The 24166-nt window shown below is 74.1% G+C and carries 20 protein-coding genes; 8 read left to right on the top strand and 12 right to left on the bottom strand.

Annotation, left to right across the window (positions count from 1 at the left end; all coding sequences use genetic code 11):
* Nucleotides 1-21 precede the first annotated feature (21 nt).
* Nucleotides 22-579 (top strand): MerR family transcriptional regulator, encoded by a 558-nt coding sequence (locus tag QQS41_RS00210; protein ID WP_448851914.1) that lies wholly within the window; start codon nucleotides 22-24, stop codon nucleotides 577-579.
* A 188-nt stretch (nucleotides 580-767) separates the two neighbouring features.
* Here QQS41_RS00210 and QQS41_RS00215 read toward each other — a convergent pair whose 3' ends face one another.
* From QQS41_RS00215 to gndA, 4 genes are all read right to left on the bottom strand, one after another.
* On the bottom strand, nucleotides 768-2492 hold the full coding sequence (locus tag QQS41_RS00215) for a hypothetical protein (protein WP_448850703.1): 1725 nt from the start codon (nucleotides 2490-2492) through the stop codon (nucleotides 768-770).
* Between the two features lie 153 nt (nucleotides 2493-2645).
* On the bottom strand, nucleotides 2646-3563 hold the full coding sequence (locus QQS41_RS00220) for a 3-methyladenine DNA glycosylase (RefSeq protein WP_448850704.1): 918 nt from the start codon (nucleotides 3561-3563) through the stop codon (nucleotides 2646-2648).
* Nucleotides 3560-4915: a DEAD/DEAH box helicase gene (locus QQS41_RS00225; protein WP_448850705.1), complete on the bottom strand. Its 1356-nt coding sequence runs from the start codon at nucleotides 4913-4915 to the stop codon at nucleotides 3560-3562. The genes QQS41_RS00220 and QQS41_RS00225 overlap by 4 nt, the downstream gene beginning before the upstream one ends.
* 116 nt (nucleotides 4916-5031) lie before the next feature.
* Complete coding sequence (gndA, locus tag QQS41_RS00230) at nucleotides 5032-6474, bottom strand: NADP-dependent phosphogluconate dehydrogenase (RefSeq protein WP_448850706.1); 1443 nt, start codon at nucleotides 6472-6474, stop codon at nucleotides 5032-5034.
* A 204-nt stretch (nucleotides 6475-6678) separates the two neighbouring features.
* On the opposite strand from gndA, the gene QQS41_RS00235 reads away from it, so the two are divergent.
* The 3 genes from QQS41_RS00235 (at nucleotide 6679) to QQS41_RS00245 (ending at nucleotide 8519) form a co-directional block, all read left to right on the top strand.
* Entirely contained in the window at nucleotides 6679-7233 is a 555-nt protein-coding gene (locus tag QQS41_RS00235; RefSeq protein ID WP_448850707.1) for a hypothetical protein, read from the top strand.
* Nucleotides 7193-7927, top strand: coding sequence for a hypothetical protein (locus tag QQS41_RS00240; RefSeq protein WP_448850708.1), 735 nt, complete (start codon nucleotides 7193-7195; stop codon nucleotides 7925-7927). Before QQS41_RS00235 ends, QQS41_RS00240 begins: the two co-directional genes overlap by 41 nt.
* Before the next feature lie 100 nt (nucleotides 7928-8027).
* Nucleotides 8028-8519, top strand: a complete 492-nt coding sequence (locus tag QQS41_RS00245; RefSeq protein WP_448850709.1) for a PaaI family thioesterase — start codon at nucleotides 8028-8030, stop codon at nucleotides 8517-8519.
* 189 nt (nucleotides 8520-8708) lie between these two features.
* Here QQS41_RS00245 and QQS41_RS00250 read toward each other — a convergent pair whose 3' ends face one another.
* Nucleotides 8709-10142, bottom strand: a complete 1434-nt coding sequence (locus QQS41_RS00250; protein ID WP_448850710.1) for an NAD(P)/FAD-dependent oxidoreductase — start codon at nucleotides 10140-10142, stop codon at nucleotides 8709-8711.
* A gap of 227 nt (nucleotides 10143-10369) precedes the next feature.
* On the opposite strand from QQS41_RS00250, the gene QQS41_RS00255 reads away from it, so the two are divergent.
* Both QQS41_RS00255 and QQS41_RS00260 read left to right on the top strand, forming a co-directional pair.
* Complete coding sequence (locus tag QQS41_RS00255) at nucleotides 10370-11653, top strand: class I SAM-dependent methyltransferase (protein ID WP_448850711.1); 1284 nt, start codon at nucleotides 10370-10372, stop codon at nucleotides 11651-11653.
* Nucleotides 11654-11732: 79 nt separating this feature from the next.
* A complete protein-coding gene (locus QQS41_RS00260; RefSeq protein WP_448850712.1) occupies nucleotides 11733-13685 on the top strand; it encodes an FAD-binding dehydrogenase in 1953 nt (650 codons plus the stop codon).
* 246 nt (nucleotides 13686-13931) lie between these two features.
* Here the strand turns inward: QQS41_RS00260 and QQS41_RS00265 are convergent, their stop codons facing one another.
* Nucleotides 13932-14192: an Lrp/AsnC family transcriptional regulator gene (locus QQS41_RS00265; RefSeq protein ID WP_448851915.1), complete on the bottom strand. Its 261-nt coding sequence runs from the start codon at nucleotides 14190-14192 to the stop codon at nucleotides 13932-13934.
* A gap of 139 nt (nucleotides 14193-14331) precedes the next feature.
* Between QQS41_RS00265 and tpx the strand changes: the two genes are divergently transcribed.
* Both tpx and QQS41_RS00275 read left to right on the top strand, forming a co-directional pair.
* On the top strand, nucleotides 14332-14853 hold the full coding sequence (tpx, locus tag QQS41_RS00270) for a thiol peroxidase (RefSeq protein ID WP_448850713.1): 522 nt from the start codon (nucleotides 14332-14334) through the stop codon (nucleotides 14851-14853).
* Nucleotides 14850-16328 carry a sodium/glutamate symporter gene (locus QQS41_RS00275; RefSeq protein ID WP_448850714.1) on the top strand — a complete coding sequence of 493 codons (1479 nt, stop codon included), beginning with the start codon at nucleotides 14850-14852 and terminating at the stop codon, nucleotides 16326-16328. The genes tpx and QQS41_RS00275 overlap by 4 nt, the downstream gene beginning before the upstream one ends.
* 934 nt (nucleotides 16329-17262) lie before the next feature.
* Here QQS41_RS00275 and QQS41_RS00280 read toward each other — a convergent pair.
* The 6 genes from QQS41_RS00280 to QQS41_RS00305 form a co-directional block, all read right to left on the bottom strand.
* Nucleotides 17263-18306, bottom strand: a complete 1044-nt coding sequence (locus QQS41_RS00280) for a hemolysin family protein (protein WP_448850715.1) — start codon at nucleotides 18304-18306, stop codon at nucleotides 17263-17265.
* On the bottom strand, nucleotides 18307-19839 hold the full coding sequence (locus QQS41_RS00285; RefSeq protein WP_448850716.1) for a hemolysin family protein: 1533 nt from the start codon (nucleotides 19837-19839) through the stop codon (nucleotides 18307-18309).
* Nucleotides 19840-20112: 273 nt separating this feature from the next.
* Nucleotides 20113-20808 (bottom strand): LysE family transporter, encoded by a 696-nt coding sequence (locus QQS41_RS00290; protein WP_448850717.1) that lies wholly within the window; start codon nucleotides 20806-20808, stop codon nucleotides 20113-20115.
* Nucleotides 20805-22367, bottom strand: coding sequence for a SulP family inorganic anion transporter (locus QQS41_RS00295; protein ID WP_448850718.1), 1563 nt, complete (start codon nucleotides 22365-22367; stop codon nucleotides 20805-20807). Before QQS41_RS00295 ends, QQS41_RS00290 begins: the two co-directional genes overlap by 4 nt.
* A 102-nt stretch (nucleotides 22368-22469) precedes the next feature.
* Complete coding sequence (locus tag QQS41_RS00300; protein ID WP_448850719.1) at nucleotides 22470-23186, bottom strand: DUF1707 SHOCT-like domain-containing protein; 717 nt, start codon at nucleotides 23184-23186, stop codon at nucleotides 22470-22472.
* Between the two features lie 498 nt (nucleotides 23187-23684).
* Entirely contained in the window at nucleotides 23685-24017 is a 333-nt protein-coding gene (locus tag QQS41_RS00305; RefSeq protein WP_448850720.1) for a hypothetical protein, read from the bottom strand.
* Nucleotides 24018-24166 lie beyond the last annotated feature (149 nt).

Genomic DNA, 24166 nt, shown 5'->3' on the forward strand with positions numbered 1-24166 from the left:
GGGAGATAGCGGATGGACGAGATGAGGAACGGCGACGCCGAGCCGCGCGCCTTCGGGGTCCAGGAGTCCCTCTTCGAGATGGGCCCGGACGAGGAGGTCGGCTACCGCGTGCCGATCGCGTGCCAGGTCGCCGGCATCACCTACCGGCAGCTGGACTACTGGGCCCGCACCGGCCTGGTGGAGCCCTCCATCCGCGACGCGCACGGCTCCGGCTCGCAGCGCCTCTACTCCTTCCGCGACATCCTGGTCCTGAAGATCGTCCGCGGCCTGCTGGACACCGGCGTGTCCCTGCAGAAGATCCGCCTGGCGGTCGAGCGCCTGCACGACATGGGCGTCGACGACCTGTCGACCATCACGCTGGTCTCCGACGGCACGACCGTCTTCCAGTGCCAGTCCGCCGACGACGTCATCGACCTGCTGGCCGGCGGCCAGGGCGTCTTCGCCATCGCGGTGCCGTCCATCGTCCGCGACCTGGCCGGCACCATCGCGGAGTTCCCCTCCGAGCGCGTCGGCGGCGAGCCCGAGGTCGTCCCCATGGTCGACGAGCTGGCCGCCCGTCGCCGCCGCCGCTCCTCCTAGGGGCCCGCGGCCTCCCGCGGCCGTGACGGCCGCACGCGCCCGGCGTTTCCCGCCGCGGCGCACCCTGCACGCAGACGACGGCGCCCCTCCCGGATTCCATCCTCCGGGAGGGGCGCCGTCGTCATGTCCGCGTTCGCGGGGCGGCGGTGCGGGGCGGCTTCGCCGCCGACCGCGTGCGGTCCGGCCCGCTACAGGCCGAGGGCGGCGCGCAGCGCCCCGTCGAGCGCCGCGGCGTCGCCGGCGGCGACCTCGTCGTAGGAGCCGCCGGAGGCCTCGGCCAGCCGTCGCAGCTCGCCGCCGGTGGCGTCGCCGCCCGTGACGACGACGTCGACGCGCACCGGGCGCTCCGGATCGGCGGCGCCGATGATGACGTCGACCGCCGCGGCCGCGTCGTCGGCGGTGGCGTCGGCGCCGGTGCTCACCAGCACGACGCGGTTGGCCATGCCGGGCACGTGGGCGTCGCGGGCGTGGGCGACGGCCTCCGGCAGGGAGCGCCACAGCCACGGCTCGCCGACGGCGCCGATCTGATCCAGCGCGGCCGCCGAGGCGTCGCCGGTGGCGCCGGAGAGCCAGACGTTGCCGCGCACCGGCGTCGTCACGCCGGGGTTGACGGGCGAGGAGAAGTTCCACAGGGCGACGCGGCGGTCGCCCTCGTCGGCCGGGGCGAGCAGCGGGTGCAGCGCCTCGCGGGCGGCCGGGACGTCGGAGGCGGCGGAGGCGTCGAGGAGCACCAGCGCGGAGCCGGCCGGGGCGTGGTCGCCGGCGACGGGCGCGGCGGCCGGCTGGTCGGCGGGCGCGGGAGCCTGCGGCCCGGCGGGCGCATTCGGGTCGACCGGGGCGTTCGGGGCGGCCGGGGCCTCCGGGTTCACCGGCGCCGGCGACAGCCCCGCCGGGTCCGCCGGGACGGCGGCGACGGCGCCCTGGATGCCGGAGGCGCGCTCGGCCTGCGGGCCGGCCGGGGAGGCCCACACCTCCGGCGGGCCGTCCGTCGCGCCGGCCGGATCGACGCCGGCGGGGGACTGCTCCGACAGGAAGCGGACGAAGTCGGCGCCCGCGCGGGCGGTCAGCTCGTCGACGCCGCCGCCGGCGCCGAAGGACACCACCGGCGCGGCGATGGCGGTGGAGCCGCCCGGGTCGATCCACGGCACCCCGTGGGCGCGGGTCATGGACTCGGTGGCGGCGACGGCGCGGACAGGCGCGTCGGCCGGGGCGGCGGCGACCTCCGCCAGCAGGGCCTCGGAATTGCGGGGCGTGGTCCAGCGGGCGCGGACCTCCGCGGCGCCGGCGACCGCGTCGACCGGGGCGGCCGAGTCGAGGTGCGCGGCGGCGATGGAGGACACGACGGCGTCGTCGCCGCCGGGGGCCGCGATGCCCTCGCCGGCGGGGCCGAGCTCCTCCCACGTGCGGCCCTCGTACTCCCCGCGGGTGGCGGGGGAGACGGCCAGGCCCACGGGCTGGGCGGCCAGGCGCGCCCGCGGCCCGGCGACGGTGACGGCCGGGTCGTCGTCGGCGCGGGCGACGTGCTCGTCGGTGGCCGGCACCCACACCGCGGGCACGCCGGTGGCGGGGGCGCCCTCGACGGCGTTGGCGGAGGCGACGATGCCAGCGAGCGACCGCTCGGAGCCGGCGACGTCGAGCTGCGGGCGGACGCAGTGGTCCTCGACGACCGGGGAGGTCTCGCCGTAGGCGAAGACGAGGTCGGCGACGGTCTCGGCGACGGCGGGGTCGGCGGTGACGCGCAGCGTCAGGTCGCCGCGGCCGCAGCCGCCGGCGGCCTCGTCCCCGGAGTCCCTGTTCAGCCACATGACGACGCCGAGGATGACGGCGCCGACCACGGCGACCGCCAGCACGGCGAGGATCAGGGGGCCGAGGGCGACGCGGGCGTTGCCCTCGCCGCTGGAATGGCGTCCCATCGGTTGCTCACGCTCCTCCTGGTGCGGTGGCCGGGCGTCGCCGCCCGGATGGTCCCCGCCAGTCTATGGGGCGGGTGGGGCGCATGGGAACCGATGGACGGGTCCGCGGCACGCGGGGGTATGCCGGGACGTGCCGCGGCGTCGCGGCGGGGGTCAGGACGCGGAGGTGACGTCGCAACGCGACAGCGCGTAATCGGCGCACGCGATGAGCGTGCGGCGCAGCGGCTCCGCGCGGCGGGAGAAGCCGCGCTGGCGCTCGACGTACTCGGCCTTGCCCTCGGCCGTCTCGATGCGCACCGGCTCCACGCCCCAGTCCCGCAGGTCGTAGGGGGAGGCCGCCATGTCGAGCGCCCGGACGTCGCGGGCCAGCTCGAAGCAGTCCAGCCACGTCTCGCCCGGCACTAGCGGCCCGAGCTTCGCGGCCCACTTGTACAGGTCCATCGTCGCGTGCAGGCAGCCGGCCTGCTCGCACGCCGGCTGGCCCTCGCGCGTGAGCTCGCGGGCGTTGAGCGGCCGGGCGGCGTCGGTGAAGAAGCGGAACGCGTCGAAGTGCGTGCAGCCGAGGAACCGCCGGTGCCCGTCGACGACCGCGTCGGTGCCGTCGCGCCCCAGCCGCAGCGGCTCGGGGTGGCGCGGCCGGTCGGTGCGGTAGACCATCGCCCACTCGTGCAGCCCGAAGCAGTCGAATCGCGCTGGGTTGTCCAGCGTCGCCGCCAGGAGGTCGCGCACGTAGCGCACCGAGTCGCCGCGGCGGTCCAGGTAGCGCGGGAGGTCGAGCGTGACGACGCCATCCTCCCCGGCCACAAGGTCCCGGCGCCACGCGAGTGTCCCGTCCGGCCCGCCGGCGGCGCCGGCGGCGTCCGCCAGGCCGTAGCCCGCGCCCGGCCACCAGCGGCGCAGCTGGGCGGGCCGGACCGGGTAGTACTCGAACAGGAAGTCCTCGACGGGGTGGCGCTCGCCGCGGGAGCGCCGGGCCAGGTGGTCGGCGGTGAAGCGGTCGGCACGCTCCGCGTGCGCCCCGGCGCGCGGGCGCCACTCGGCGGGGCCGAGGATGCGGACGTCGTCGCTCATCGGCCCGACCGCCCCTTGCCGCGGCCGCCCTTCGTGCGCTTGGGGCGGTGGACGCGGCCGGTGCCGCCGCGCCGGTTGCGGGAGGAGCCGGAGCCCCGCCCGCCCTGGCCGCCGCCGGAGCGGCCATCACGGTTGCGGCGCGGGCGGGGCCGGCGGGCGCCGACGGCGTCGGCAAGCTCCTTCGAGCCGGGCTCGGCGTCGATCTCCTCCGGCTCGATGCCGGCGGCGGCGTACATGCGCGCGGCGGACTCCGCCTGCGGGGCGCGGACGATCGCGGCGACCGCGCCGACGGCGCCGGCGCGGGCGGTGCGCCCGGAGCGGTGCAGGTAGGTGGCGGCGTCGGCCGGCGGGTCGACGTGGACGACGAGGTCCAGCTCCGGCACGTGCAGGCCGCGGGCGGCGACGTCCGTGGCCACCAGCACCGGCGTCTCGCCGGAGGCGAACGCCGCCAGGGCGTCCCGGCGGGCGACGCGGCCCCGGTCGCCGTGCAGCGTCCCGTGGGCGACGCCGGCGGCCGCCAGCAGCCCGGAGACCTGCGCCACCCGGGACTTCGACGACACGAACAGCAGCGTGCGGCCCTCGCGCGCGGCCAGCCACGGCACCAGGGCGTCGGCCTCGTCGTAGCCGGCCACGCGCAGCACCAGGTGGTGGCGGCGATCCGGCTCGTCCGGCTCCCCTCCGGCGGGGCCGCCGGTGACGGTGCCCGCGTCGGCGCCGCCGCCGGCGTCGACGCGCACCGGCTCGCCGAGCATCACCTGGGCCAGCGGCTCCACCCGGTCGTCCAGGGTCGCCGACAGCAGCATCCGCTGCGCATCCTGGGGAGCTGCCACGGCCAGGCGGGTCACGTCCGGCAGGAACCCGAGGTCGGCCAGCTCGTCGGCCTCGTCCACGACGAGGACGCGGACGTCGTCAAGCGACAGCAGACCCGTGCGGTGCAGCTCCACCGCGCGCCCCGGGGTGACCGCGACGACGTCGGCGGGCATCGCCAGCCGCGTGCGCTGCCGGGCGATCGGCTCGCCGCCGACCAGCGTCAGCGCGCGCAGCCCGTGGGCGGCGGCGACGTCGGCCAGCACGTCGCCGACCTGATCCGCCAGCTCCCGGGTCGGGGTGATGACCAGCGCGCGGGGCCGGCCGGGCAGCGAATGCCCCTCCGCCAGCGCCTGGACCAGCGGAATCGCGTACGCCAGCGTCTTGCCGGTGCCCGTCGGCGCGCACGCCGCGACGTCCCGCCCGGTCAAGGCGGCGGGGATCGCCTCCGCCTGGACGGGCGTGGGCGCGGACAGGCCGCGCGCCGTCAGCAGGCGCGCGATCGGCTCCGACACGCCCAGGTCGGCGAAGCTCCTCGAAGGCATGGGCCCAGGGTACCCGCCGGGATCGGCGGCGCCCGCCGCCGGGGAGTCCGGCGGCGGGCGTCGTGAAGCGGGCGTCGTCACGCCCGGGGGATCCGCGGGGAACCGCGGCGGCGGGGCTAGGCCTCCACCTCGGAGCGGTCGCCCGACCACAGGGTGTGGAAGGAACCCTCGCGGTCGACGCGGCGGTAGGTGTGGGCGCCGAAGAAGTCGCGCTGGCCCTGGATGAGGGCCGCGGGCAGGCGCTCGGCGCGCAGCGCGTCGTAGTAGGACAGCGAGGAGGAGAACACCGGCACCGGGATGCTCAGGCGGGTCGCCGTGACGACGACGTCGCGCCACGCGTCCAGGCAGTCGGAGACCTGGTCGCGGAAGTACGGGTCCAGCAGCAGCGCCGGCAGGGCCGGGTCGCGGTCGTAGGCCTCCTTGATGCGGTTGAGGAAGCGGGCGCGGATGATGCAGCCGCCGCGCCAGATGGTGGCCAGCGCGCCGCGGTCGATGTCCCAGCCGTACTCGGCGGCGCCGGCGTTGATCTCGTCGAAGCCCTGCGAGTAGGCGACGATCTTGGAGGCGTAGAGGGCCTTGCGGACCTTCTCCACGAACTCGGCGCGGTCGGCCGGCTTGTCGCCGAGCGCGCCGGACGGCAGGCCCTGGGCGGCCTCGCGCTGGGCGAGGGAGGAGGACAGGGCGCGGGCGAAGACCGCCTCGCCGATGCCGGTGGTCGGGATGCCCAGGTCCAGGGCGGCCTTGACGGTCCAGCGGCCGGTGCCCTTCTGGCCGGCGGCGTCGACGATGACGTCGACCAGCGGCTTGCCGGTCTCCGCGTCGACCTGGGAGAGCACCTCGGCGGTGATCTCCACCAGGTAGGAGTCGAGGTCGCCGGAGTTCCACTCGCGGAACACGTCGGCGATCTCGGCCGGCTCCATGCCCGCCGCGTCGCGCAGCAGGTGGTAGGCCTCGCCGATGACCTGCATGTCGGCGTACTCGATGCCGTTGTGGACCATCTTCACGAAGTGGCCGGCGCCGTCGGTGCCGATGTGGGTGCAGCACGGGGTGCCGTCGACCTCGGCGGCGATGGACTCCAGCAGCGGGCCCAGGGACTCGTAGGACTCGGCGGGGCCGCCCGGCATGATCGCCGGGCCGTTGAGGGCGCCCTCCTCGCCGCCGGAGATGCCGGCGCCGACGAAGTGGAGGCCGCGGGCGCGGATGTCGCGCTCGCGGCGGATCGTGTCCTCGAACAGCGCGTTGCCGCCGTCGATGATGATGTCGCCGTCCTCCATGGCGTCGGCCAGCTGGTCGATGACCGCGTCGGTGGCCGGGCCGGCCTGCACCATGATGATGGCGCGGCGCGGGCGCTCCAGGGAGGCGACGAAGTCCTCGATGGACTCCGAGGGGACGAAGTCGCCCTCGGAGCCGTGGGCCTCCATCATCGCCCGGGTCTTCTCCGGGCTGCGGTTGTACACCGCGACGGTGTGCCCGTTGCGGGCGAAGTTGCGGGCCAGGTTGGAGCCCATCACGGCGAGTCCGACGACGCCGATCTGGGCGAGCTTCTGCGAGTTCTCCATGGCGACGAGCATAGGCATGACTTCCCCCTCGGCTCGCGGTGTTGCCGTGATTTCCCCGGCGGAATCCGGGAGGTTTTCCCCGCGAAATCGATGCGCGGACGCGGGCGGGCGGCCCGAAACCCGGTGCCCGGGGCCGCCCCGCGGGTACGGTCGGCGCCACGTCCGCCGCACCGGCGGGCGCGGCGGACCACGGGAGGACCACGGATGGACGGCGCGGGACGGCTGCGGGACCGGACGCTGGAGCGGCACCGGCGCGCGTGCGCCGCCGCCGTTCGCGGGTGGCTGCACCACGGCGCCGCGGTCCCGGCCCGCGCGGTGGCCGCCGCCCTCGCCGACCCCGCGTGGCGCGCCGCGTTGTCCGGCGTCGTCGTCGCGGTGCACGGGGCGTCCGGCGGTGCGCGTGACGACGGGACGCGTGACGACGGAGCCTTCGCCGGCGACGGCTCCGCGGGCGGGCCCGCCGCCTCGGCCGCGCCCGGCGCGCCCGTCACCGGCATCCTCGCCGGCGCCGACGCCGCCGGCCTGCGCCTCGTCGGCCCCGCCGGGGAGCGCACCGTCGCCTGGGACGACGCCACCATGGTGACCGTCCCGCACCCCGCTCTGCTCGACGACCTCGCCGCCTGGCGCCGCGGCGCCGATCCTCGCGTTCGGCGACGCCGGCGGCGGCACCGCGGCCGGCACCGCGAATCCCTCCGGCACGCCCGCCCCGCCCGTCCCGGTGACCCCGGACGAGCTCCGCGCGGCCCTCGGCATCGATGACCTCCCGGCCGGCTTCGATCCGGCGGCCTCGGCGTTCTTCCCGGCCACCGCGGATACGCAGGACAGCCCCGCCGGCGTGCGCGACGGCCACCACGTCGCGCTGGCGTACCCGGGCGGCGAGGAGCACCGCGTCGTCACGCCGCTCGGCGAGTTCCGCTGCCGCTCCTGGTTCGACCAGGTGCTGCGCCGCCCCGGCGGCGGCGTCTGGTTCGCCCAGCGCGGCCGGCTCATCGACGCGGACACCGGCGCCGTGCTGCCCGCCCACAACGGGGTGCTCGACGGGCTGACGCACGACATGCTCCACCGTCTCCGGCCCCGCGACGCGGACGCCAGCCGGCGCCTCCGCGCGATGGACGCCGCGACCGCGGCCGGGATCCTCGACGCCCTGGCCGAGCCCGCCGAACCCGGCGTCGGCTACCCGGGAGGCGGCGGATCCACGCCGCCGCGCACCATGCCGGTCCGGCGCGCGACGCCGCACCGGCCGCCGCCCCCGCCGGCGTGGACGGCCTGCGCCCCCGAGCCGGAGTCCGGCGACGCCCGGCCCTGCACCCCCGCGTGGCGGGCGGCGGAACGCGCCCTCGGCACCGGCGACCCGGTGCTGCTGGCCGCGGTGGTGCGCACCGCCGCAGATGTCGCGAGCATCGCCCACGCCCTCCGCGCGCACTTCGGCCCGCCGCCGGCGGCGACCGGCTAGGCTCGGCGCCACGCCCGCCCCGCCGCCGCGCGCCGCGGCACCGGACCCCGCGCACCGCGGCGGCCCGCACGATCACATCGACGAGACACCAGGAGCACGCATGGCCGATTCCGCCACGTTCGAGGAGTACATGGGGCTGCTGCGCACCGCCGCGCAGCGGGAGCTGGACGACGCGGAGGTCGCCCGCTTCAACGAGCTCGCCGACGGCGGTCGCATCGACGGCCTCGGCGAGGTCCTCGGCGTCGTCTGCCTCGCCGCCGGCCCCCGCGGCGCGACGATGACGTTCACCGCCGACGAGCGCCACCTCCAGCCGTGGGGCCTGGTCAACGGCGGCGTCTTCGCCGCGGTCGGCGAGTCCCTGGGCTCCGTCTCCGGCTACCTCGCCGCCGGCGCCGGCCCCGCGGTCGTCGGCGCCAACAACTCCACCGACTTCTTCCGGCCGGGCCGGGCGGGCATGACCGTCGTCTCGACCTCCGAGCCGGTGCACCTCGGCCGCACCTCCCAGGTGTGGGAGATCCGCCACTGCGACGAGGCCACGGGCAAGCTCCTGGCCCGCACGACCCTCCGGCTCGCGGTGCTGCCGAAGGAGTGACGCGGCACCCGTCGTCACGCGCACCATGCGTGACGACGGACCCCGCCCCGGCCGCGCGCCGCAACCCGCGGCGACGGCGGCCGCACCCGCGCGGCGGCGCGCGCACGACGACGGGCCCCGGCCCCTCCGCGGAAGGAGGGGCCGGGGCCCGTGGCGCGCCCGGACGGGGCCGGGCGGGGGAGCCGGGGCCTAGGAGGCCTCGGACGCGGTCTCGCCGCGCTTGCGGTGCACGCGGCGGGTGTCGCGCACCTCCATCGGCTTGTCGTCGCCGGAGACGTGGTCCAGGCGGGCCAGCGCATTGCGGGCGTACATCTGCTGGCGCGTCGACACCAGCTGCCAGCGGTCGCGCGTCAGGACGTTGAGGCCCCAGCTCAGGCAGGACACCAGGCGGTTGCGGAAGCCCACCAGGAACATGAGGTGGACGGCCAGCCACAGCACCCAGCCGATGAAGCCGGTGACCTCGACCTTGCCCATCTTCACCACGGCGGAGAAGCGGGACACGGTCGCCATCGAGCCCTTGTCGAAGTACTCGAACGGCTTGCGCTCCGGCAGCTCGGCGCCCTCCTCGGCGTCGGTCTCCGCGGCGATGAGGTCGGCGACGTACTCGCCGCCCTGGATGGCGACCTGCGCGACGCCCGGCAGGCCGTCGAGGGCGATCATGTCGCCGACGACGAAGACGTTGCGGTCGTCGCCCACGGACAGGTCCTTGTTGACCTTCACGCGGCCGGCGCGGTCGCACTCGACGCCCAGCTGGTCGGCGACCAGCTTGCCCAGCGGCGACGCGGCGACGCCGGCGGACCAGATCTTGCAGTAGGACGGGATGACCTCTTCGGTGTCATCCTGCGTGTTCTTGTAGGTGACGCCGCGCTCGTCGACGTCGGTGACCATCGCGTTCAGCTTCACCTCGACGCCGAGGCGCTCCAGCTGCTTCTGCGCGTTGCGGCCCAGGCGCTTGCCGAACGGCGGCAGCACCTGCGGCGCGCCGTCGAGCAGCACGACCTTCGCCGAGTGCGGGTTGAAGTTGCGGTACGACGACTTCAGGGTGCGGTTCGCCAGCTCGGCCAGCTGGCCGGCCAGCTCCACGCCCGTCGGGCCGGCGCCGACGACGACGAAGGTCAGCAGACGCTCGCGCTCCGCCGGGTCGTCGGTGATCTCGGCGCGCTCGAAGGCGGAGATGATGCGGGCGCGGATCTCCAGGGCGTCGTCGATGGACTTCATGCCCGGGGCGAACTCCGCGAAGTGGTCGTTGCCGAAGTAGGACTGGCCGGCGCCGGCGGCGATGAGCAGGGAGTCGTACTCCCACACGTTCGCCGACTCGCCGAGCTCGGAGGTCACGGTGCGCTTCTCGACGTCGATGTCCACGACGTCGCCCTTCACCACGCGGACGTTCGGCTCGCCGTCCATGATCTGGCGGGTCGGCGGGGCGATCTCGCCGGAGGACAGGATGCCGGTGGCGACCTGGTACAGCAGCGGCTGGAAGAGGTGGTGGTTGGTCCGGTCGATCAGCGTGACGTCCACGTAGGCGTCCTTGAGCTTCTTCGCGGCGAAGAGCCCGCCGAAGCCCGAACCGATGATGACGACATGGTGGCGGCCGGTGGTGGGCCGGTACGGCGTCTCGGTCATGGCGCTCCTTCACGGGTGGCGATGGTGGTACCGGCACATGATAGGCCCTCGGGTGCGCCTCCGCCGATTCGGGCCGTCGCCCCGCTAGGTTGGGTGGACGAAACGCCCGGCCCCGGAAACAAAAACGAACGGGGCGGATCGGGCACCGACGGACAGGCGGGGAGAAGCGCATGGAACGGCAGGTCATCGACGCCGCGCGATGGCCCGGAGTGGCCCGGCGACCCGTCATGTCCGGCCCCAGAACGGATCTCGCCCGCCGCGCCTTCGCCCGCGCCTGCGAGCGCCGCGGCGTCGTCCTCGGCGGGGGCGACGGCGGCGATGGCGCGGGCGGCGGCGCCCCGCTGCTGCGCGTCCACGACGCCACCGCCTACGCGCGCATCGCCGAATCCGACTGGCTCGGCCTCGGGGAGGCCTACCTCGCCGGGGAATGGGACTCGCCGGACCTCCCCGCCGTGCTCGGGGGCCTGCTCGGCGGCGGCCTCGACGTCGGCGTCGAGGGCTCCATCGGCCGCGGCCTGCGCCGCCTGACCCGCACCCGCCCGAAGCCCCGCCACGCCGGGGCCGGCGGCGCGCTGCCCGCCTCCCTCATCGCGCTGTACGCCGGGGAGGGGCTGGAGGACGGCTCCGCCATCTTCGCCACCGGCCCCGCCACCACCGCGAAGCAGGAGATCCCCTCCCACGTGCCCGGCGCGGGCCGCCGCGGCGAGCCCGCCGCCTTCCTCGTCGACGTCACCCGCTACGACGACCCCCGCGGCCCCGAGCGCGCCGACCTGCCCGATGCGCAGGACCGCCGCAACCGCCGCCTGCTGCGCACCGCGGGCGTGCGCCCCGGCGGCCGCGTCATCGAGTGGCCGGCCTCCGGCGGCGGCGTCGCCCTGGCCGCCGCGGCCGCCGGCGCCGACGCCTCCGTCCTGGCGCTGGCCGACGACCACGCCGCCGCCATCCAGCGCCGCGCCCGCGCCGAGGGCCTCGGCGAGGCCGTCCGCATCCTCCGCTCCGACGACCCCGCGCCCGGGCCGCGGGAGTTCCGCCACGACTACGACGCCGTCATCTGCGTCGAGGGCGTCGAGGCCCTCGGCGCCGACGGCCTGCGCCGCTGGCTGCGCTCCGCCGACCGGGTCCTGGCCCGCGGCGGCTCCGTCGTCCTCCAGGTCGCCGTGGCCGCCGAGCCCTTCGACGACGACGCCGGCGACGCCCTCGACCTGCTGCGCTCCTACGTCTGGCCCGCCCTGCGCTACCCGACGCTGGACGAGATCCGCCGCATCGTCGACCGCGACACCGGCCTGCGCATCGTCGGCGAGTCCCACTTCGGCGGCCACTGGGCCGAGACGCTGCGGCTGTGGCGCGAGACCTTCGCCACCCGCTCCCGCGAGGCCGCCGGCCTGGGCTACGACCAGGTCTACCGCCGCCTGTGGGACTACCAGCTCGGCCTGCGCGAGGCGCTGGCCCGCACCGGCCGCCTGGACATGGTCCAGCTGGAGATGATGCCGGTGCCCCGCAGGAGCCGGTAGGGCCGCGGACCGGGGGCACCCGGTGCGATGCCCGCCGAAACCGGTTCACCGTCAAAAACATGCCGGTATCGTCTGCTGCATGAGCGAGCCGAATGAGCCGAACGAGCCGAACAACACCGTGACCGCAGCCGCCGGAGAGCCCGCCGCGGCCACCGCCGGGACCGCCGCGTCAACCGGCGCGACCGCCGTCGCCGTCGCCGTCGACGAGCCCGGCGCGGGGACCGCCGACCCCGCCGCCACCCGCACGACGGAGCCCCGGGCCGCCGCGGCCGATGGTGACGACGCCGGAAACTGGGACGTCATCGTCGTCGGCGCGGGCCTCGCCGGCCTCGTCGCCGCCTACGAGGCGCAGAAGGCCGGCCGCCGCGTCCTCGTCCTCGACCAGGAGTCCGCCGCCAACCGCGGCGGCCAGGCGTTCTGGTCGCTGGGCGGCATCTTCCTCGTCGACTCGCCGGAGCAGCGCCGCCTCGGCGTCCACGACTCCCTGGAGCTGGCGAAGGCCGACTGGTTCGGCTCCGCCGCCTTCGACCGCGAGGAGGACCACTGGCCCCGCAAGTGGGCGGAGGAGTACCTGAAGTTCGCGGCGGGGGAGAAGCGCGACTACCTCACCGGCCTGGGCATGCGCTTCGTGCCGGTCGTCGGCTGGGCGGAGCGCGGCGACGGCACCGCCGACGGCCACGGCAACTCCGTGCCCCGCTTCCACCTCACCTGGGGCACCGGCCCCGAGGTCGTCCGCGTGTTCAGCGAGCCGCTGGCGGAGGCCGAGGAGGAGGGCCGCGTCGAGTTCCGCCACCGCCACCGCGTGACCGAGGTCATCGCGGACGACGGCCGCGCCGTCGGCGTCCGCGGCGACGTCCTCGAGCGCTGCGACCACCTGGAGCGCGGCACCGAGTCCCCGGACCGCGTGCTCGGCGGCTTCGAGGTCCGCGGCCGCACCATCCTCATCGCCACCGGCGGCGTCGGCGGCAACCTCGACCTGGTGCGCCGCTACTGGCCGGAGGAGAAGCTCGGCCCCATGCCCGACGACATGGTCACCGGCGTGCCGGCGCACGTCGACGGCCGCGGCATCGGCGTCGCGGAGGCGGCGGGCGCGAACATCATCAACCGCGACCGCATGTGGCACTACACGGAGGGCATGAAGAACTGGGATCCGGTGTGGCCGAACCACGGCATCCGCATCATCCCGGGCCCGTCGTCGATGTGGTTCGACGCGGAGGGCGAGCGCCTGCCCGCGCCGTTCATTCCGGGCGCCGACACGGTCGGGACGATGAAGCACATCCTCGCCACCGGCCACTCCTACTCGTGGTTCGTGCTGGACCGCACGATCGTCGGCAAGGAGTTCCTGTTCTCCGGCTCGGAGCAGAACCCGGACCTGACGGACAAGGAGATCGGCAAGCTGGTCAACAAGGTCACCGCCGGCGTGCCGGGCCCGGTGCAGGCGTTCATGGACAACGGCGAGGACTGGGTCGTCGCGGAGAACGTCGGCGAGCTGGTCGACGGCATGAACCGCATCGCCGCGAAGGCCGCGGAGGACGCCGGCCGCCCGGGCACCAACCCGGTCATCGACCCCGCCCGCCTGTACGAGCAGATCCACGCCCGCGACCTGCAGACCGCCAACCAGTTCTGCAAGGACCACCAGGTCGGGCGCATCAACGGCGCCCGCCGCTTCCTCGGCGACAAGCTCATCCGCGCCGTGAAGCCCCACCGCATCCTCGACCGCAACCACGGCCCGCTCATCGCGGTGCGCCTGCGGATGCTCACCCGCAAGACCCTCGGCGGCATCGAGACCGACCTCGACGGCCGCGTCCTGCGCCCGGGCGGCGGCATCGTCGACGGCCTGTGGGCCGCCGGCGAGGCGTCGGGCTTCGGCGGCGGCGGCGTCCACGGCAACAACGCGCTGGAGGGCACGTTCCTCGGCGGCTGCATCTTCAGCGGCATGCGCGCCGGCCGCTCCATGGCGCGCGAGGCGGGCCGCCAGCTGCGCCCGTCGTGGGCGCTGCCCGAGCCCGAGGAGGGCGAGGGGGAGGAGTAGCCCCGCGCGGTTTTTTCCCCCCCCCCGTGTGCGTGACGACGGCCCCCGCTCCGGCTCCGATGCCGGTGCGGGGGCCGTCGTCACGCGGCTGATGCGCGGGGTGACGCGCACCGCGGCGGCGATGGGCGCGGCGCGGGCGGCGTCGTCACGCACGGGGTGCGCTGCGGTGACGCGCACCGCGGCGGCGATGGGCGCGGCGCGGGCGGCGTCGTCACATGGATGATGCGCGGACGACGCGGGCGGGCGTCAGTCCAGGCCCAGCGAGAACGCCGCCTCCAGGTCATGGCGCGAGTACGCGCGGAACGCTAGCAGCGTGTTCGTCGACTCCACGCCGTCGACCTTCGAGATGCGGTTCGGGATGACGTCCGCGAGCTGCTCGTGGTCGCGCACGCGCACCATGGCGATGAGATCCCACTCGCCGGTCACGGAGTACACCTCCGTCACCCCGTCGATGTCGACGATCGCGTCGGCGGCCTCCGGGATGCGATCGGCCTCGACGGCGATCATGACGATGGCGGTGGACACGGACACGGCGGCCTCCTGAAAATTCGGGGAACGGGCATGCGCCGACCATTCTACGCCGAATCAGGCGCGTCACAGCACGACCTCAGGAGTGACCGACGTCTCCATGATGTAAAAATGAGGCATGGCTACCACCGCATTCCAGGGGACCCCCGTCCAGCTGTCCGGCGATCTGCCGGCCGCCGGCACGGCCGCCCCCGAGTTCACGCTGACCAAGACCGACCTCTCCGACCTGTCGAAGGGCGATCTCGCCGGCAAGCGGGTCGTGCTCAACATCTTCCCGTCCGTCGACACGGGCGTCTGCGCCGCCTCCGTGCGCCGCTTCAACGAGCTCGCCGCCGGCTCCGGCGACGACGTCGTCGTCCTCAACGTCTCCCGCGACCTCCCGTTCGCGCTCGACCGCTTCTGCGGTGCCGAGGGCATCGAGAACGCCGAGGCCGCCTCCGACTTCCGCCACGGCTTCGGCGACGCCTTCGGCGCCGTCCAGGCCGACGGCCCCCTCGCCGGCCTGCTCGCCCGCTCCGTCGTCGTCCTCGACGCTGAGGGCACCGTCGCCTACGTGCAGCTCGTCGACGAGATCACCACCGAGCCCGACTACGACGCCGCCATGGCCGCGCTCGGCGAGCTCGCCGGGGGCGTGGCGTGACGGCCAACGGGGTCGGCCTCGCGCTCCTGCTCCTGGCCGCCCTCCTCTTCGTCGGCAAGGTCCTCCGCGTCCACCTCAAGTGGTCGCAGAAGCTCTTCCTCCCGGCGTCCATCCTCGCCGGCTTCCTCGGCCTGGCCCTCGGCCCCGAGGTCCTCGGCACCATCCTCGCCCAGTTCGGCAACGACTCCCTCGCCGAGGGCGGCGTCTTCGGCGCCGACGTCCTCGAGGTCTGGTCCAAGCTGCCCGGCCTGCTCATCTCCGTCGTCTTCGCCACACTGTTCCTCGGCCAGAAGCTGCCGAAGCCGCGTGACGTCGTCGACCTCGCCGGGCCCCAGCTGTCCGTCGGCCTCGCCTTCGCGTCGTCCCAGTACGTCGTCGGCATCCTGCTGACCGCCCTCATCCTCACGCCGATCTTCGGCATCCCGATGATGGCCGGCGCCCTCATCGAAATCGGCTTCGAGGGCGGCCACGGCACCGCCGCCGGCATGATCCCCGTCTTCGACGAAGTCGGCTGGTCCGAGGGTGGAGACCTGGCCATCGCCGTCGCCACCGTCGGCCTCGTCGCCGGCATCGTCGTCGGCATCGCCGTCATCAACTGGGCCATCCGCACCGGCCGCACCGAGGTCGTCACCGAGGTCGCCGAGCGCTCCCGCGAGGAGCAGCAGGGTCTCTTCCGCGAGGACGAGCAGTACGTCGCCGCGACCATGACGTCGCGCCCGTCGTCCATCGAGCCGCTGACCCTCCACGTCGCCTACGTCGCCCTGTCGGTGCTCGTCGGCGTCTGCATCCTCGAGGGCCTCCAGTGGATCGAGCAGATGCTGTGGGCCGACAAGGTCGAGCTCCTCGCCTACGTGCCCCTGTTCCCGATGGCCATGATCGGCGGCATCTTCGTCCAGATCGCCGCCGACAAGACCGGCTACGGCCACCTCATCGACGCGAACATGATGCTGCGCATCCAGGGCCTCGCCCTCGACCTGCTCATCGTGTCCGCCCTGGCGACGATCTCCCTCGAGGCCATCGCCAACAACTTTTGGCCGTTCGTCATCCTCTGCGTCGTCGGCATCGTGGTGAACACGTTCCTGCTGCTGTGGCTCGTGCCCCGCACCATCCCGTCGTTCTGGCTGGAGCGCGGCATCGGCGACTACGGCCAGTCCATGGGCGTCACCGCCACCGGCCTCATCCTCATGCGCATCGTCGACCCGGAGGGCAAGTCCCCGGCGTTCGAGGCGTTCGGCTACAAGCAGCTCGTCTTCGAGCCGTTCTTCGGCGGCGGCATCATCACCGCCATCTCCGTGCCGATCATCGTGCAGTTCGGCCCCTGGGGCTTCTTCGGCGCGATGCTGGCGCTGTTCCTGTTCGCCGCCGGCACCGGCCTGTTCTACTGGGGCAGGAAGAAGACGGACGACGCCGCCATCCGCGCCGCCGACATCGAGCCGAGCCACGTCGGCCCGGGCGACGGCGCCGACAAGAGCTGACGTCCGGTTCGCTGCTCCGGCAGCCGTCTGACGAGGGCCCCGCCCGACCATTCCGGTCGGGCGGGGCCCTTTTCGCGTGCGCGGGGTGGAAGGAGCCACGGGAAGCCGGGAATCTCGGCTCCGCGAAGAGTTAATGCGGTTTAGTGGCCTGAACGCGATCCGCGTCCTGGGGTTTTGCGGCGGATTCTGTCGCGTTTGGGCCGCTAAATTCCGTTAACCGGCTGTGAAGGGGATCGAGCCGTCGGGAAGGGGTAGTCGAGGGCGCCACCGGCACTGTTCGTGGCCTCCCCGGTCCACGTCGGGGTCTGCTCGTGCGCCGGTTCCGTGCTCCCGGAGGGGGTTAATGCGGTTTAGCGGGATAAACGCGATTGGAGACCTGGGGTTTTGCCGCCGATTGTGTCGCGTTCATCCCGCTAAATGCCGTTAACCGCCGGTCGGGCGGCTGCCGGAGCGCGATGCCGGCGGCGTGCGGCGCTGGGAAGGCGCTGCCGGCGGCACGTGCGGCGTTTGCAGGGCGCCGCCCGCGGCACGTGCGGGCTTCGGGGAGAGGCGCCGGGGTCGGGGATGCCGTGCCGCGGAGTGTGCCGCCGCCGTGATGGAGCCTTAAGCGTGCGAGATGGCGGTGGACGCCGGTGGGGAAGCGGTTGCGCGGCCGCCTGGCTCGCCCTGCCAGAGGGGTTAACGCTCTTTAGCGGGCCAGACGCACGATCGGTCCTGGGCTTTTGCCGCCCGTCGTGAGGTGTTGGGCCCGCTAAAGCGCATTAACCTCTCGCGGCGGGACGGATGGGGCAGCTGAGACCGCGGAAAGTCAGGGGAAGGCGGGGACACCCCGGACACGACGGCGCCCCGCCCGGGAAAACCCGGACGGGGCGTCGATGTGGTCGTGGCGGGTGGAAACCCGGCCGGCGAACCCGGCGGCCGAAGCCCCGCCGGCCTAGCCGCGCGCGGTCGCCTCGCGGACCTCGCCGACCAGTTCCTCCAGCACGTCCTCCAGGGCGACCATGCCGACGCGCCTGCCCTCGGCGTCGCGGACGATCGCGAAGTGCGCCTGGTCGCGCTGCATCGTGCGCATGACCTTCTGCAGCTTGTCGGTGTCGCGGATCTCCGACGGCTTGCGGATGAGCACCGGGTCGACCGGCTCCTCCCGCTGCTCGACCGGAACCTGCAGCATGTCCTTCGTGTGCACGTAGCCGTACCACTTGCCGTTCGGGGCGGTGACGGGGAAGCGGGAGTAGCCCGTCTCCACGCACAGCGCCTCGACGTCCGCGGCGGAGAAGCCCTCCGGGATCGTGCGCAGGGACTCGGACGGCAGCACCACGTCGGAGGCGGTGAGCTTCTCGAAGTTCAGCGCGCCCGACAGCAGGCGGATCTCGTCGTTGTCCAGGATGCCCTGGCGGCCCGACTCGGCGACGAAGTCCTGCACCTGCGCCGACGTGAACGTCGTCTCGACCTCGCTGCGCGGCTCCGCGCCGAACATGAGGCGCACCAGGTGGTTCGCCGTCTCGTTCATCAGCCAGATGATCGGGCGGGCGATGATCACGAAGAAGTGCAGCAGCGGGCCGAGGACCTGCGCGGTGCGGGCCGGGCCGGCGATGGCGATGTTCTTCGGGACCATCTCGCCCAGCACCATGTGCAGGAAGGTCACGAAGACCAGGGCGATGACCAGGGCGATGAGGTGCGACAGGCCCGCGGGCAGGCCCATGGCGACCATCGGCCCCTCCAGCAGCGACGCGATGGCGGGCTCGCCGACGGCGCCGATGATCAGGGAGCAGGCGGTGATGCCCAGCTGCGTCGCGGCGAGGTACGTGGAGACGTCCTCGATGCCGCGCAGCGCGTACTTCGCGCCCGTCGACCCCTCGACGGCCTTCGGCTCCAGCTGGTCGCGGCGCGCCGAGACCATGGCGAACTCGCCGGCGACGAAGAAGGCGTTGCCGGCCAGCATGATGACCAGCACGATGATGGCGGTTGACGTGCCCATTTAACGCTCGCCCCTTTCGTCGTCGCGGTCGAGGGCGACGGCATCGCCGCGGCCCCGGCCGTCGTCAAGCGCCGACCCGGCGGAACCCTCCGCGGCGCGGGCGTCGTCACGCGCATCGCGCGCATCCTCGTCGTCGCGGTCGCCGCGGCGGAACCAGCCGCGGTCCTCGTCCTCCGGCTCCGGCTCGGGGCGGGTGACGTGGACGCGGACGCGGCCGACGCGGCGGCGCGCCATCTTCTCGACGGAGAACTCGACGGCGGCCTGCGTCGGCAGGTCCTCCTCGTCGCGGTTGACGTGGTCGACGGCCTCGACCTCGATGCTGTCGCCGGAGCGCGGCATGCGGTCCAGCTCCTCGGTGATGTAGCCGCCGATGGTGTCGGACTCCTCGCCCTCGGGGATCTCGAGGTCGAGGATGTCGCCCAGCTCGTCGGGGCGCATGAGGCCGGAGACGATGACCGTGTCCTCGTCGACGCGGGTGAACGTGCGGGTGAGGGTGTCCTGCTCGTCGTCGATCTCGCCGACGATCTCCTCCACCAGGTCCTCCAGCGTCACGATGCCGTCGGTGCCGCCGTACTCGTCGACGACGACGGCGAACTGCAGCGGGTGGTTGCGCAGCTCGCGCATCAGCGGGTCGAGGGTCATCGACTCGGAGACGACGAGGATCTTCTCGCGCAGCTCGCGCGCCGGGGTGGTCGCGCGCTCGGACGGCGCGACCGACAGCAGGCGGTTGTAGTGCACGACGCCGACGACGTCGTCGACGCCGCCGTCGCCCACGACCGGGAAGCGGGCGTGTCCGGTGGACGCGACCATGGCGAGGACGTCGGCGACCGACTCGTCCTCGACGAAGTGGACGCGGGGGCGCGGGGTCATGACGTCGGCGGCGGTGCGGTCGCCGAACTCGATGGAGCGGGCGACGAGCTCCGCGGTGGCGGAGTCGAGGGTGCCCTCGTCGCCGGAGCGGCTGACCATGGCGCGCAGCTCCTCGGCGGTGCGCGCGTTGGCGACCTCCTCCTCGGGGTTGAAGCCGAGCTGGCGGAGGATCCAGTTGGCGGAGCCGTTCAGCATGCGCACGAGCCAGCCGAACAGGAACATGAACAGGAGCTGGGGGCGGACGACCACCTTGGCGACGCGCATCGGCTCGGCGATGGCCCAGTTCTTGGGCACGAGCTCGCCGAACACCATCTGCGTGAACGTCGCGATGATGAACGCGGCGGTCGTGGCGATGCCGGCGGCGGCGACCTCGTTCATCCCGGTCAGGCCGAGGCCCTCCGTGAGGATGACGCCGAGGGAGGGGCCGGTCAGGAAGCCGACGATCAGGCTGGTGAGCGTGATGCCCAGCTGCGCGCCGGACAGGTTCGTCGAGGTCTTCTTGAGGGACTTCTCGATGAGCTTTGCGGTCTTGTTTCCCTCGGCTTCGCTGTTCCTCACCTCGTTGCGGTCGACCGTGAGGTACGAGAACTCGACGGCGACGAACAGCGCGTTCGCGATGATGAGGAGGATGACTGCGATGAGGAGGATGACGGCGGACATCATTAGCGGCCGTCACCCCCGTAACTTCGGTATTCGTCCGGAGATGGCATGGGGACAGTGTACAAATCAGCAACGCCCGACGGGGTTGCGGGGGCCGGGAAATCCTCCGTGTCGCGCGCGGGTTCGCGTGACGACGGGTGCCGCCGCGGCCCGCGGGCCCGGATGCGGCGGGCCGGGCCGGCCGCGGGGGAGGTGCTTTGCGACGGGTGCCGCCGCGGCTAGGGCTGCGCCGCGGTGCGGGCTCCGCCGACCTTTCCGCGGCGAGGTCCCGTGCGGCTACGCCGCGGCGCCGGTCAGCCCGGCGAGCCCCTCGGCGACCATGACGCCGCCGATGGCGACGAACGCCACCGCCGCCAGCACGTCGATGACGGCCGTGGCGCGGCGGATGCGGCGCAGCACGGCGGGGTGGGAGGCCGCGGCGGCGACGAAGCCGAACCAGGCGGCGGCCATCGCGAGCATCACGGCGACGAGGACCGCGTAGGCTCCGGCGGTCGCGTCGGACGGGACGAAGCCGGCGAAGAGAGCGCCGAAGAACACCAGCGCCTTCGGGTTGGAGAGGTTGGTGGCCAGGCCGGCGGCGAAGGCGCGGACGGCGGGGGAGCGGCCGTCCGGCTCGTCGTCGGCGGTGTCATCCGGGGCCGCCTCCGCGGTCTCGCGGTCCGCGGCCGTCCGCAGCGCCCCGACGCGCGGCCGCAGCCACGAGCCGATGCCGGAGGCGCCCATCCACAGGAGGAAGGCGCCGCCGAGGAGCATGAGGACGTCCATGAGCGCCGGGCGCGTCGCCAGGACGGCGGCGATGCCGCCGATGGCCAGCAGCACCCACGCCGCGATGCCGGCGACGATGCCAACCGCGGCGGCGAGGGCGCGGGGGCGCGAGCCGGTCGCCGCCAGGCGGAGGACGAGCAGGAGGTCGGGGCCGGGGGAGACCAGCGCCGCCGCCCAGGTCAGCAGGAACGCGGCGGACACGGTCACTCCCCGAACGTGCCGGTCAGGCGGCGCAGCCGGTCGAGGCTCTGGCCGTCGAGGCCGACGACCTCCACGTCGCGGCCGCGCTCGTGGTACTTGCGCATGATGCCGTCGAGCGTCGCGACGGTGGAGGCGTCCCACACGTCCGCGCCGGTCATGTCGATGATGATGCGGCGCGCCCGGTCGGTGTAGTCGAACGCGTACACCAGGTCGTTGGAGGAGGCGAAGAACAGCTCGCCGCGCACCAGGTAGCGGCGGACGTCTGCGACGCCGTCGGCGTCGCGGTCGCCCTCGTCGACCGCCTCGACAGCGACCATGTGGGCGACGCGGCGGGCGAAGAGGATCATCGCGGCGACGACGCCGAGGACGACGCCGACGGCGAGGTTGTCCGTCGCCAGGGTCGCGGCGACGGTGACCAGCATGACCAGCGTCTCGGACAGCGGCATGGTGCGCAGGGTGCGCGGACGGACGGAGTGCCAGTCGAACGTCGACACGCTCACCATCACCATCACCGCGACGAGGGCGGCCATGGGGATGAGGCCCACGACGTCGCCGAGCGCCACGACGAGGATGAGCAGGAGGATGCCGGCGAGCAGCGTCGACAGGCGGGTGCGGGCGCCGGAGGCCCGGACGTTGATCATCGTCTGGCCGATCATCGCGCAGCCGCCCATGCCGCCGAACAGCGACGTGACGACGTTCGCGGCGCCCTGGCCCCACGCCTCGCGGGTCTTGTCGGAGTGGACGTCGGTGATGCCGTCGACCAGCTTCGCGGTCATCAGCGACTCCATCAGGCCGACCAGCGCCATGGCCAGCGCCGGCGGGAAGACGATGGCGAGGGTCTCCGTCGTCAGGGGGACGTCGGGGACGAGCAGCTGTGGCAGGCTCTCGGGCAGCTTGCCCTGGTCGGCGACGTCGGGGACGTCCCAGCCGAACAGGAGCACCGCGGCGGTGAGCAGGATGATGGCGACCAGCGGCGACGGGACGGCCGTCGTCACGCGCGGCAGCAGGTACACGATGAGCAGGCCGGCGGCGGCGAGCGGGTAGACCAGCCACGGCACGCCGACGAGGTGCGGGATCTGCGCGGCGAAGATGAGGATCGCCAGCGCGTTGACGAAGCCCGTCATGACGCTGCGGGGGATGAACCGCATGAGCTTCGCGACGCCGAGGGCCGCCAGCGCCACCTGCAGCACGCCCGCCAGCAGCACCGTGGCCAGCAGGTACTCGACGCCGTGGTCGCGGGCGACGGGCGCGACGACGAGCGCGACGGCGCCGGTGGCCGCGGAGATCATCGCCGGGCGGCCGCCGGTGAACGCGATGGCGACCGCCATGGTGAACGACGCGAACAGGCCCATCCGCGGGTCGACGCCCGCGAGGATGGAGAACGAGATCGCCTCCGGGATGAGCGCCAGCGCGACGACGAGGCCGGCGAGGACCTCCGTCTTCAGGCGGGCCGGGGAGGAGAAGGCGTAGCGGAACGACGCGGCGACGCCGGTCGGGGCGTCGGCGCCGGCGGGGGTGGGCGCGGGCCGGTCGCGCTCCGCCGGGAAGGTGAGGACCTCGCTCACGGGGGCGGCTCCTTGTTCGGTTGTTCGGGCCGGACGGGGACCGGGTGAACGTTACTGGAGCCGGGGCCGCGCGGCGCGGCCGGGGCGGGAAAGGGGCGTCCGTCAGTGGCCGAGCTCGTGGCGGCGGGCGGCGGCGCGCCGGACGCGCTCGCGGCGGTCGGCCTCGTCGATCTTCTTCAGCTCGTCGTATGTCTTCTCGTCGTCGGAGGACAGCCCGCTCAGCCACCGGACCGCCGGGTAGGAGATGAGGAGCAGCGCCCAGGCGATGCCGGCGTAGCTCGCCTCCAGCACGTTCTCGAGGATGAAGTAGGAGACGAGCGCGACGAGGAAGAAAACCCAGTCGGCCGTCTTGACGAAGGAGCCCCTGCGGCGGATGCGGCCCAGATCGCGGTCTTCGGCGTCGTCGGCTGCGGGGGCGGCGGCGGTGGAAGCCCGGGTGCCGTGTCCGGTGCGCTCGTCGGCGCTCGCGCCGATGTTCGCGTCGGCATCCGCGCCGACGGGCAGCGGCAGGCCGTCGCGGTCGACCGGCAGGCCGCCGGGGAGATCGGCGAAGAGCGGGGCGAGGTCGTCGGTGTTGACGGCCTCGACGACGAGGCGGGTGCGGTCGTCGAACTCCGCGTGGTCGAGGCGGCCGTCGGCGTAGTGCGTCGACAGGTGCTGGAGGGCGTTGGAGCGGTCGACGTCGCTGAGGCGCAGGCGCGTGGCGGGGGCGGCCGCGGCGGCGGAGTACGGGTCGGCGGGGCGGTTGCGTCCGTCGGCGCCGTTGCTGCCGTAGAGGGCCTGCGCGCCGAATTCCCGAATGCGGCGGTTGATGTCCATGACGTGTCCTCGGTGTCCGTTGCGTCGCCGGCGGGAGGCGGCGGGGCCCTCGTCCCGTTCCGTGCGGTGCCGCGGTGTGCGGCTGATTTCGAGGATGCTGCGCCGGACGGCCCGGATCAATGGAAAAGGGCCAGGTCATGACGCTTGTCAGTCAGTCGATGACGGATGTCATGCCGGGCCGTGCGGGGATGTCACGGACGCCTGGTGGCGTAGTGTGGGCCGACCGTCGCGGACGTGGCCGTCGCGGGGCATCCGGAGGGGGACGGAGCCGTAACGCTAGAATGTCATAATGTATATTATCGGACAACGGGCGAGAGGGGCCTGGTCGGGACCGGTGCCACCAGGGCTTTCCGGAGCCGCCGTGACGCGCCCTCGGCGCCCGCCCGGATGTCCGCGGCGTTATCGCCCGCCGTGTGGCGCGATTGTCGTTCGCGCTGCGGTTGCGTGCGCGCCCGCCCCGCCGCCGGGTTCGGGCGGGCGCGGTGCCCGCCGGTCCCGTCAGGCGCCGCCGCGGCGCGCGGCCTCGTCGTCGGCGAGCCGCACCGCGATCTCCTCCTTGAGTCGCTTGTTCTGCCAGAGCGTCAGCAGCATCAGCCCGACGCCGATGGCGGTCAGCAGCCACATCTGCTGCCAGGCGACGAAGACGACGAAGGCGGCCAGCACGACCATCCGCACCCGGCGCGCCAGGAGCATCTTGTCGAAGATCTCGGTGCCGCGCCCCGTGTCGAACGTCCCGGCGGCGCCGTCCGCCGCGCCGCGGCCGCCGTCCCCGCCGGTGCCCGGATGGCCGCCGGAGCGGTTGCCGTCGTCACGCTTCCCGAAGAGTCCCATGGCGTCGAATCCGCCCCTTTCCCGGTGATGATGATGGTCCGGGTGTCCACCCGCGAAACGTCACAGTGACGAAACGCAACGGAACTCCCGGCGTCCTGATCGCGGACATCCCCGCGCCGGCGCCGGCCCCGCGGCCGCCGGCGTGCCGC

This window comes from Corynebacterium sp. 335C (genome assembly GCF_053525695.1).

Bases quoted from the DNA above. Each gene is read 5' to 3' on its own strand.
- QQS41_RS00210 (WP_448851914.1), top strand. From the start codon at position 22: ATGAGGAACGGCGACGCCGAGCCGCGCGCCTTCGGGGTCCAGGAGTCC.
- QQS41_RS00215 (WP_448850703.1), bottom strand. From the start codon at position 2,492: ATGGGACGCCATTCCAGCGGCGAGGGCAACGCCCGCGTCGCCCTCGGC.
- QQS41_RS00220 (WP_448850704.1), bottom strand. From the start codon at position 3,563: ATGAGCGACGACGTCCGCATCCTCGGCCCCGCCGAGTGGCGCCCGCGC.
- QQS41_RS00225 (WP_448850705.1), bottom strand. From the start codon at position 4,915: ATGCCTTCGAGGAGCTTCGCCGACCTGGGCGTGTCGGAGCCGATCGCG.
- gndA (WP_448850706.1), bottom strand. From the start codon at position 6,474: ATGGAGAACTCGCAGAAGCTCGCCCAGATCGGCGTCGTCGGACTCGCC.
- QQS41_RS00235 (WP_448850707.1), top strand. From the start codon at position 6,679: ATGGACGGCGCGGGACGGCTGCGGGACCGGACGCTGGAGCGGCACCGG.
- QQS41_RS00245 (WP_448850709.1), top strand. From the start codon at position 8,028: ATGGCCGATTCCGCCACGTTCGAGGAGTACATGGGGCTGCTGCGCACC.
- QQS41_RS00250 (WP_448850710.1), bottom strand. From the start codon at position 10,142: ATGACCGAGACGCCGTACCGGCCCACCACCGGCCGCCACCATGTCGTC.
- QQS41_RS00255 (WP_448850711.1), top strand. From the start codon at position 10,370: ATGTCCGGCCCCAGAACGGATCTCGCCCGCCGCGCCTTCGCCCGCGCC.
- QQS41_RS00260 (WP_448850712.1), top strand. From the start codon at position 11,733: ATGAGCGAGCCGAATGAGCCGAACGAGCCGAACAACACCGTGACCGCA.
- QQS41_RS00265 (WP_448851915.1), bottom strand. From the start codon at position 14,192: ATGATCGCCGTCGAGGCCGATCGCATCCCGGAGGCCGCCGACGCGATC.
- tpx (WP_448850713.1), top strand. From the start codon at position 14,332: ATGGCTACCACCGCATTCCAGGGGACCCCCGTCCAGCTGTCCGGCGAT.
- QQS41_RS00280 (WP_448850715.1), bottom strand. From the start codon at position 18,306: ATGGGCACGTCAACCGCCATCATCGTGCTGGTCATCATGCTGGCCGGC.
- QQS41_RS00285 (WP_448850716.1), bottom strand. From the start codon at position 19,839: ATGATGTCCGCCGTCATCCTCCTCATCGCAGTCATCCTCCTCATCATC.
- QQS41_RS00300 (WP_448850719.1), bottom strand. From the start codon at position 23,186: ATGGACATCAACCGCCGCATTCGGGAATTCGGCGCGCAGGCCCTCTAC.
- QQS41_RS00305 (WP_448850720.1), bottom strand. From the start codon at position 24,017: ATGGGACTCTTCGGGAAGCGTGACGACGGCAACCGCTCCGGCGGCCAT.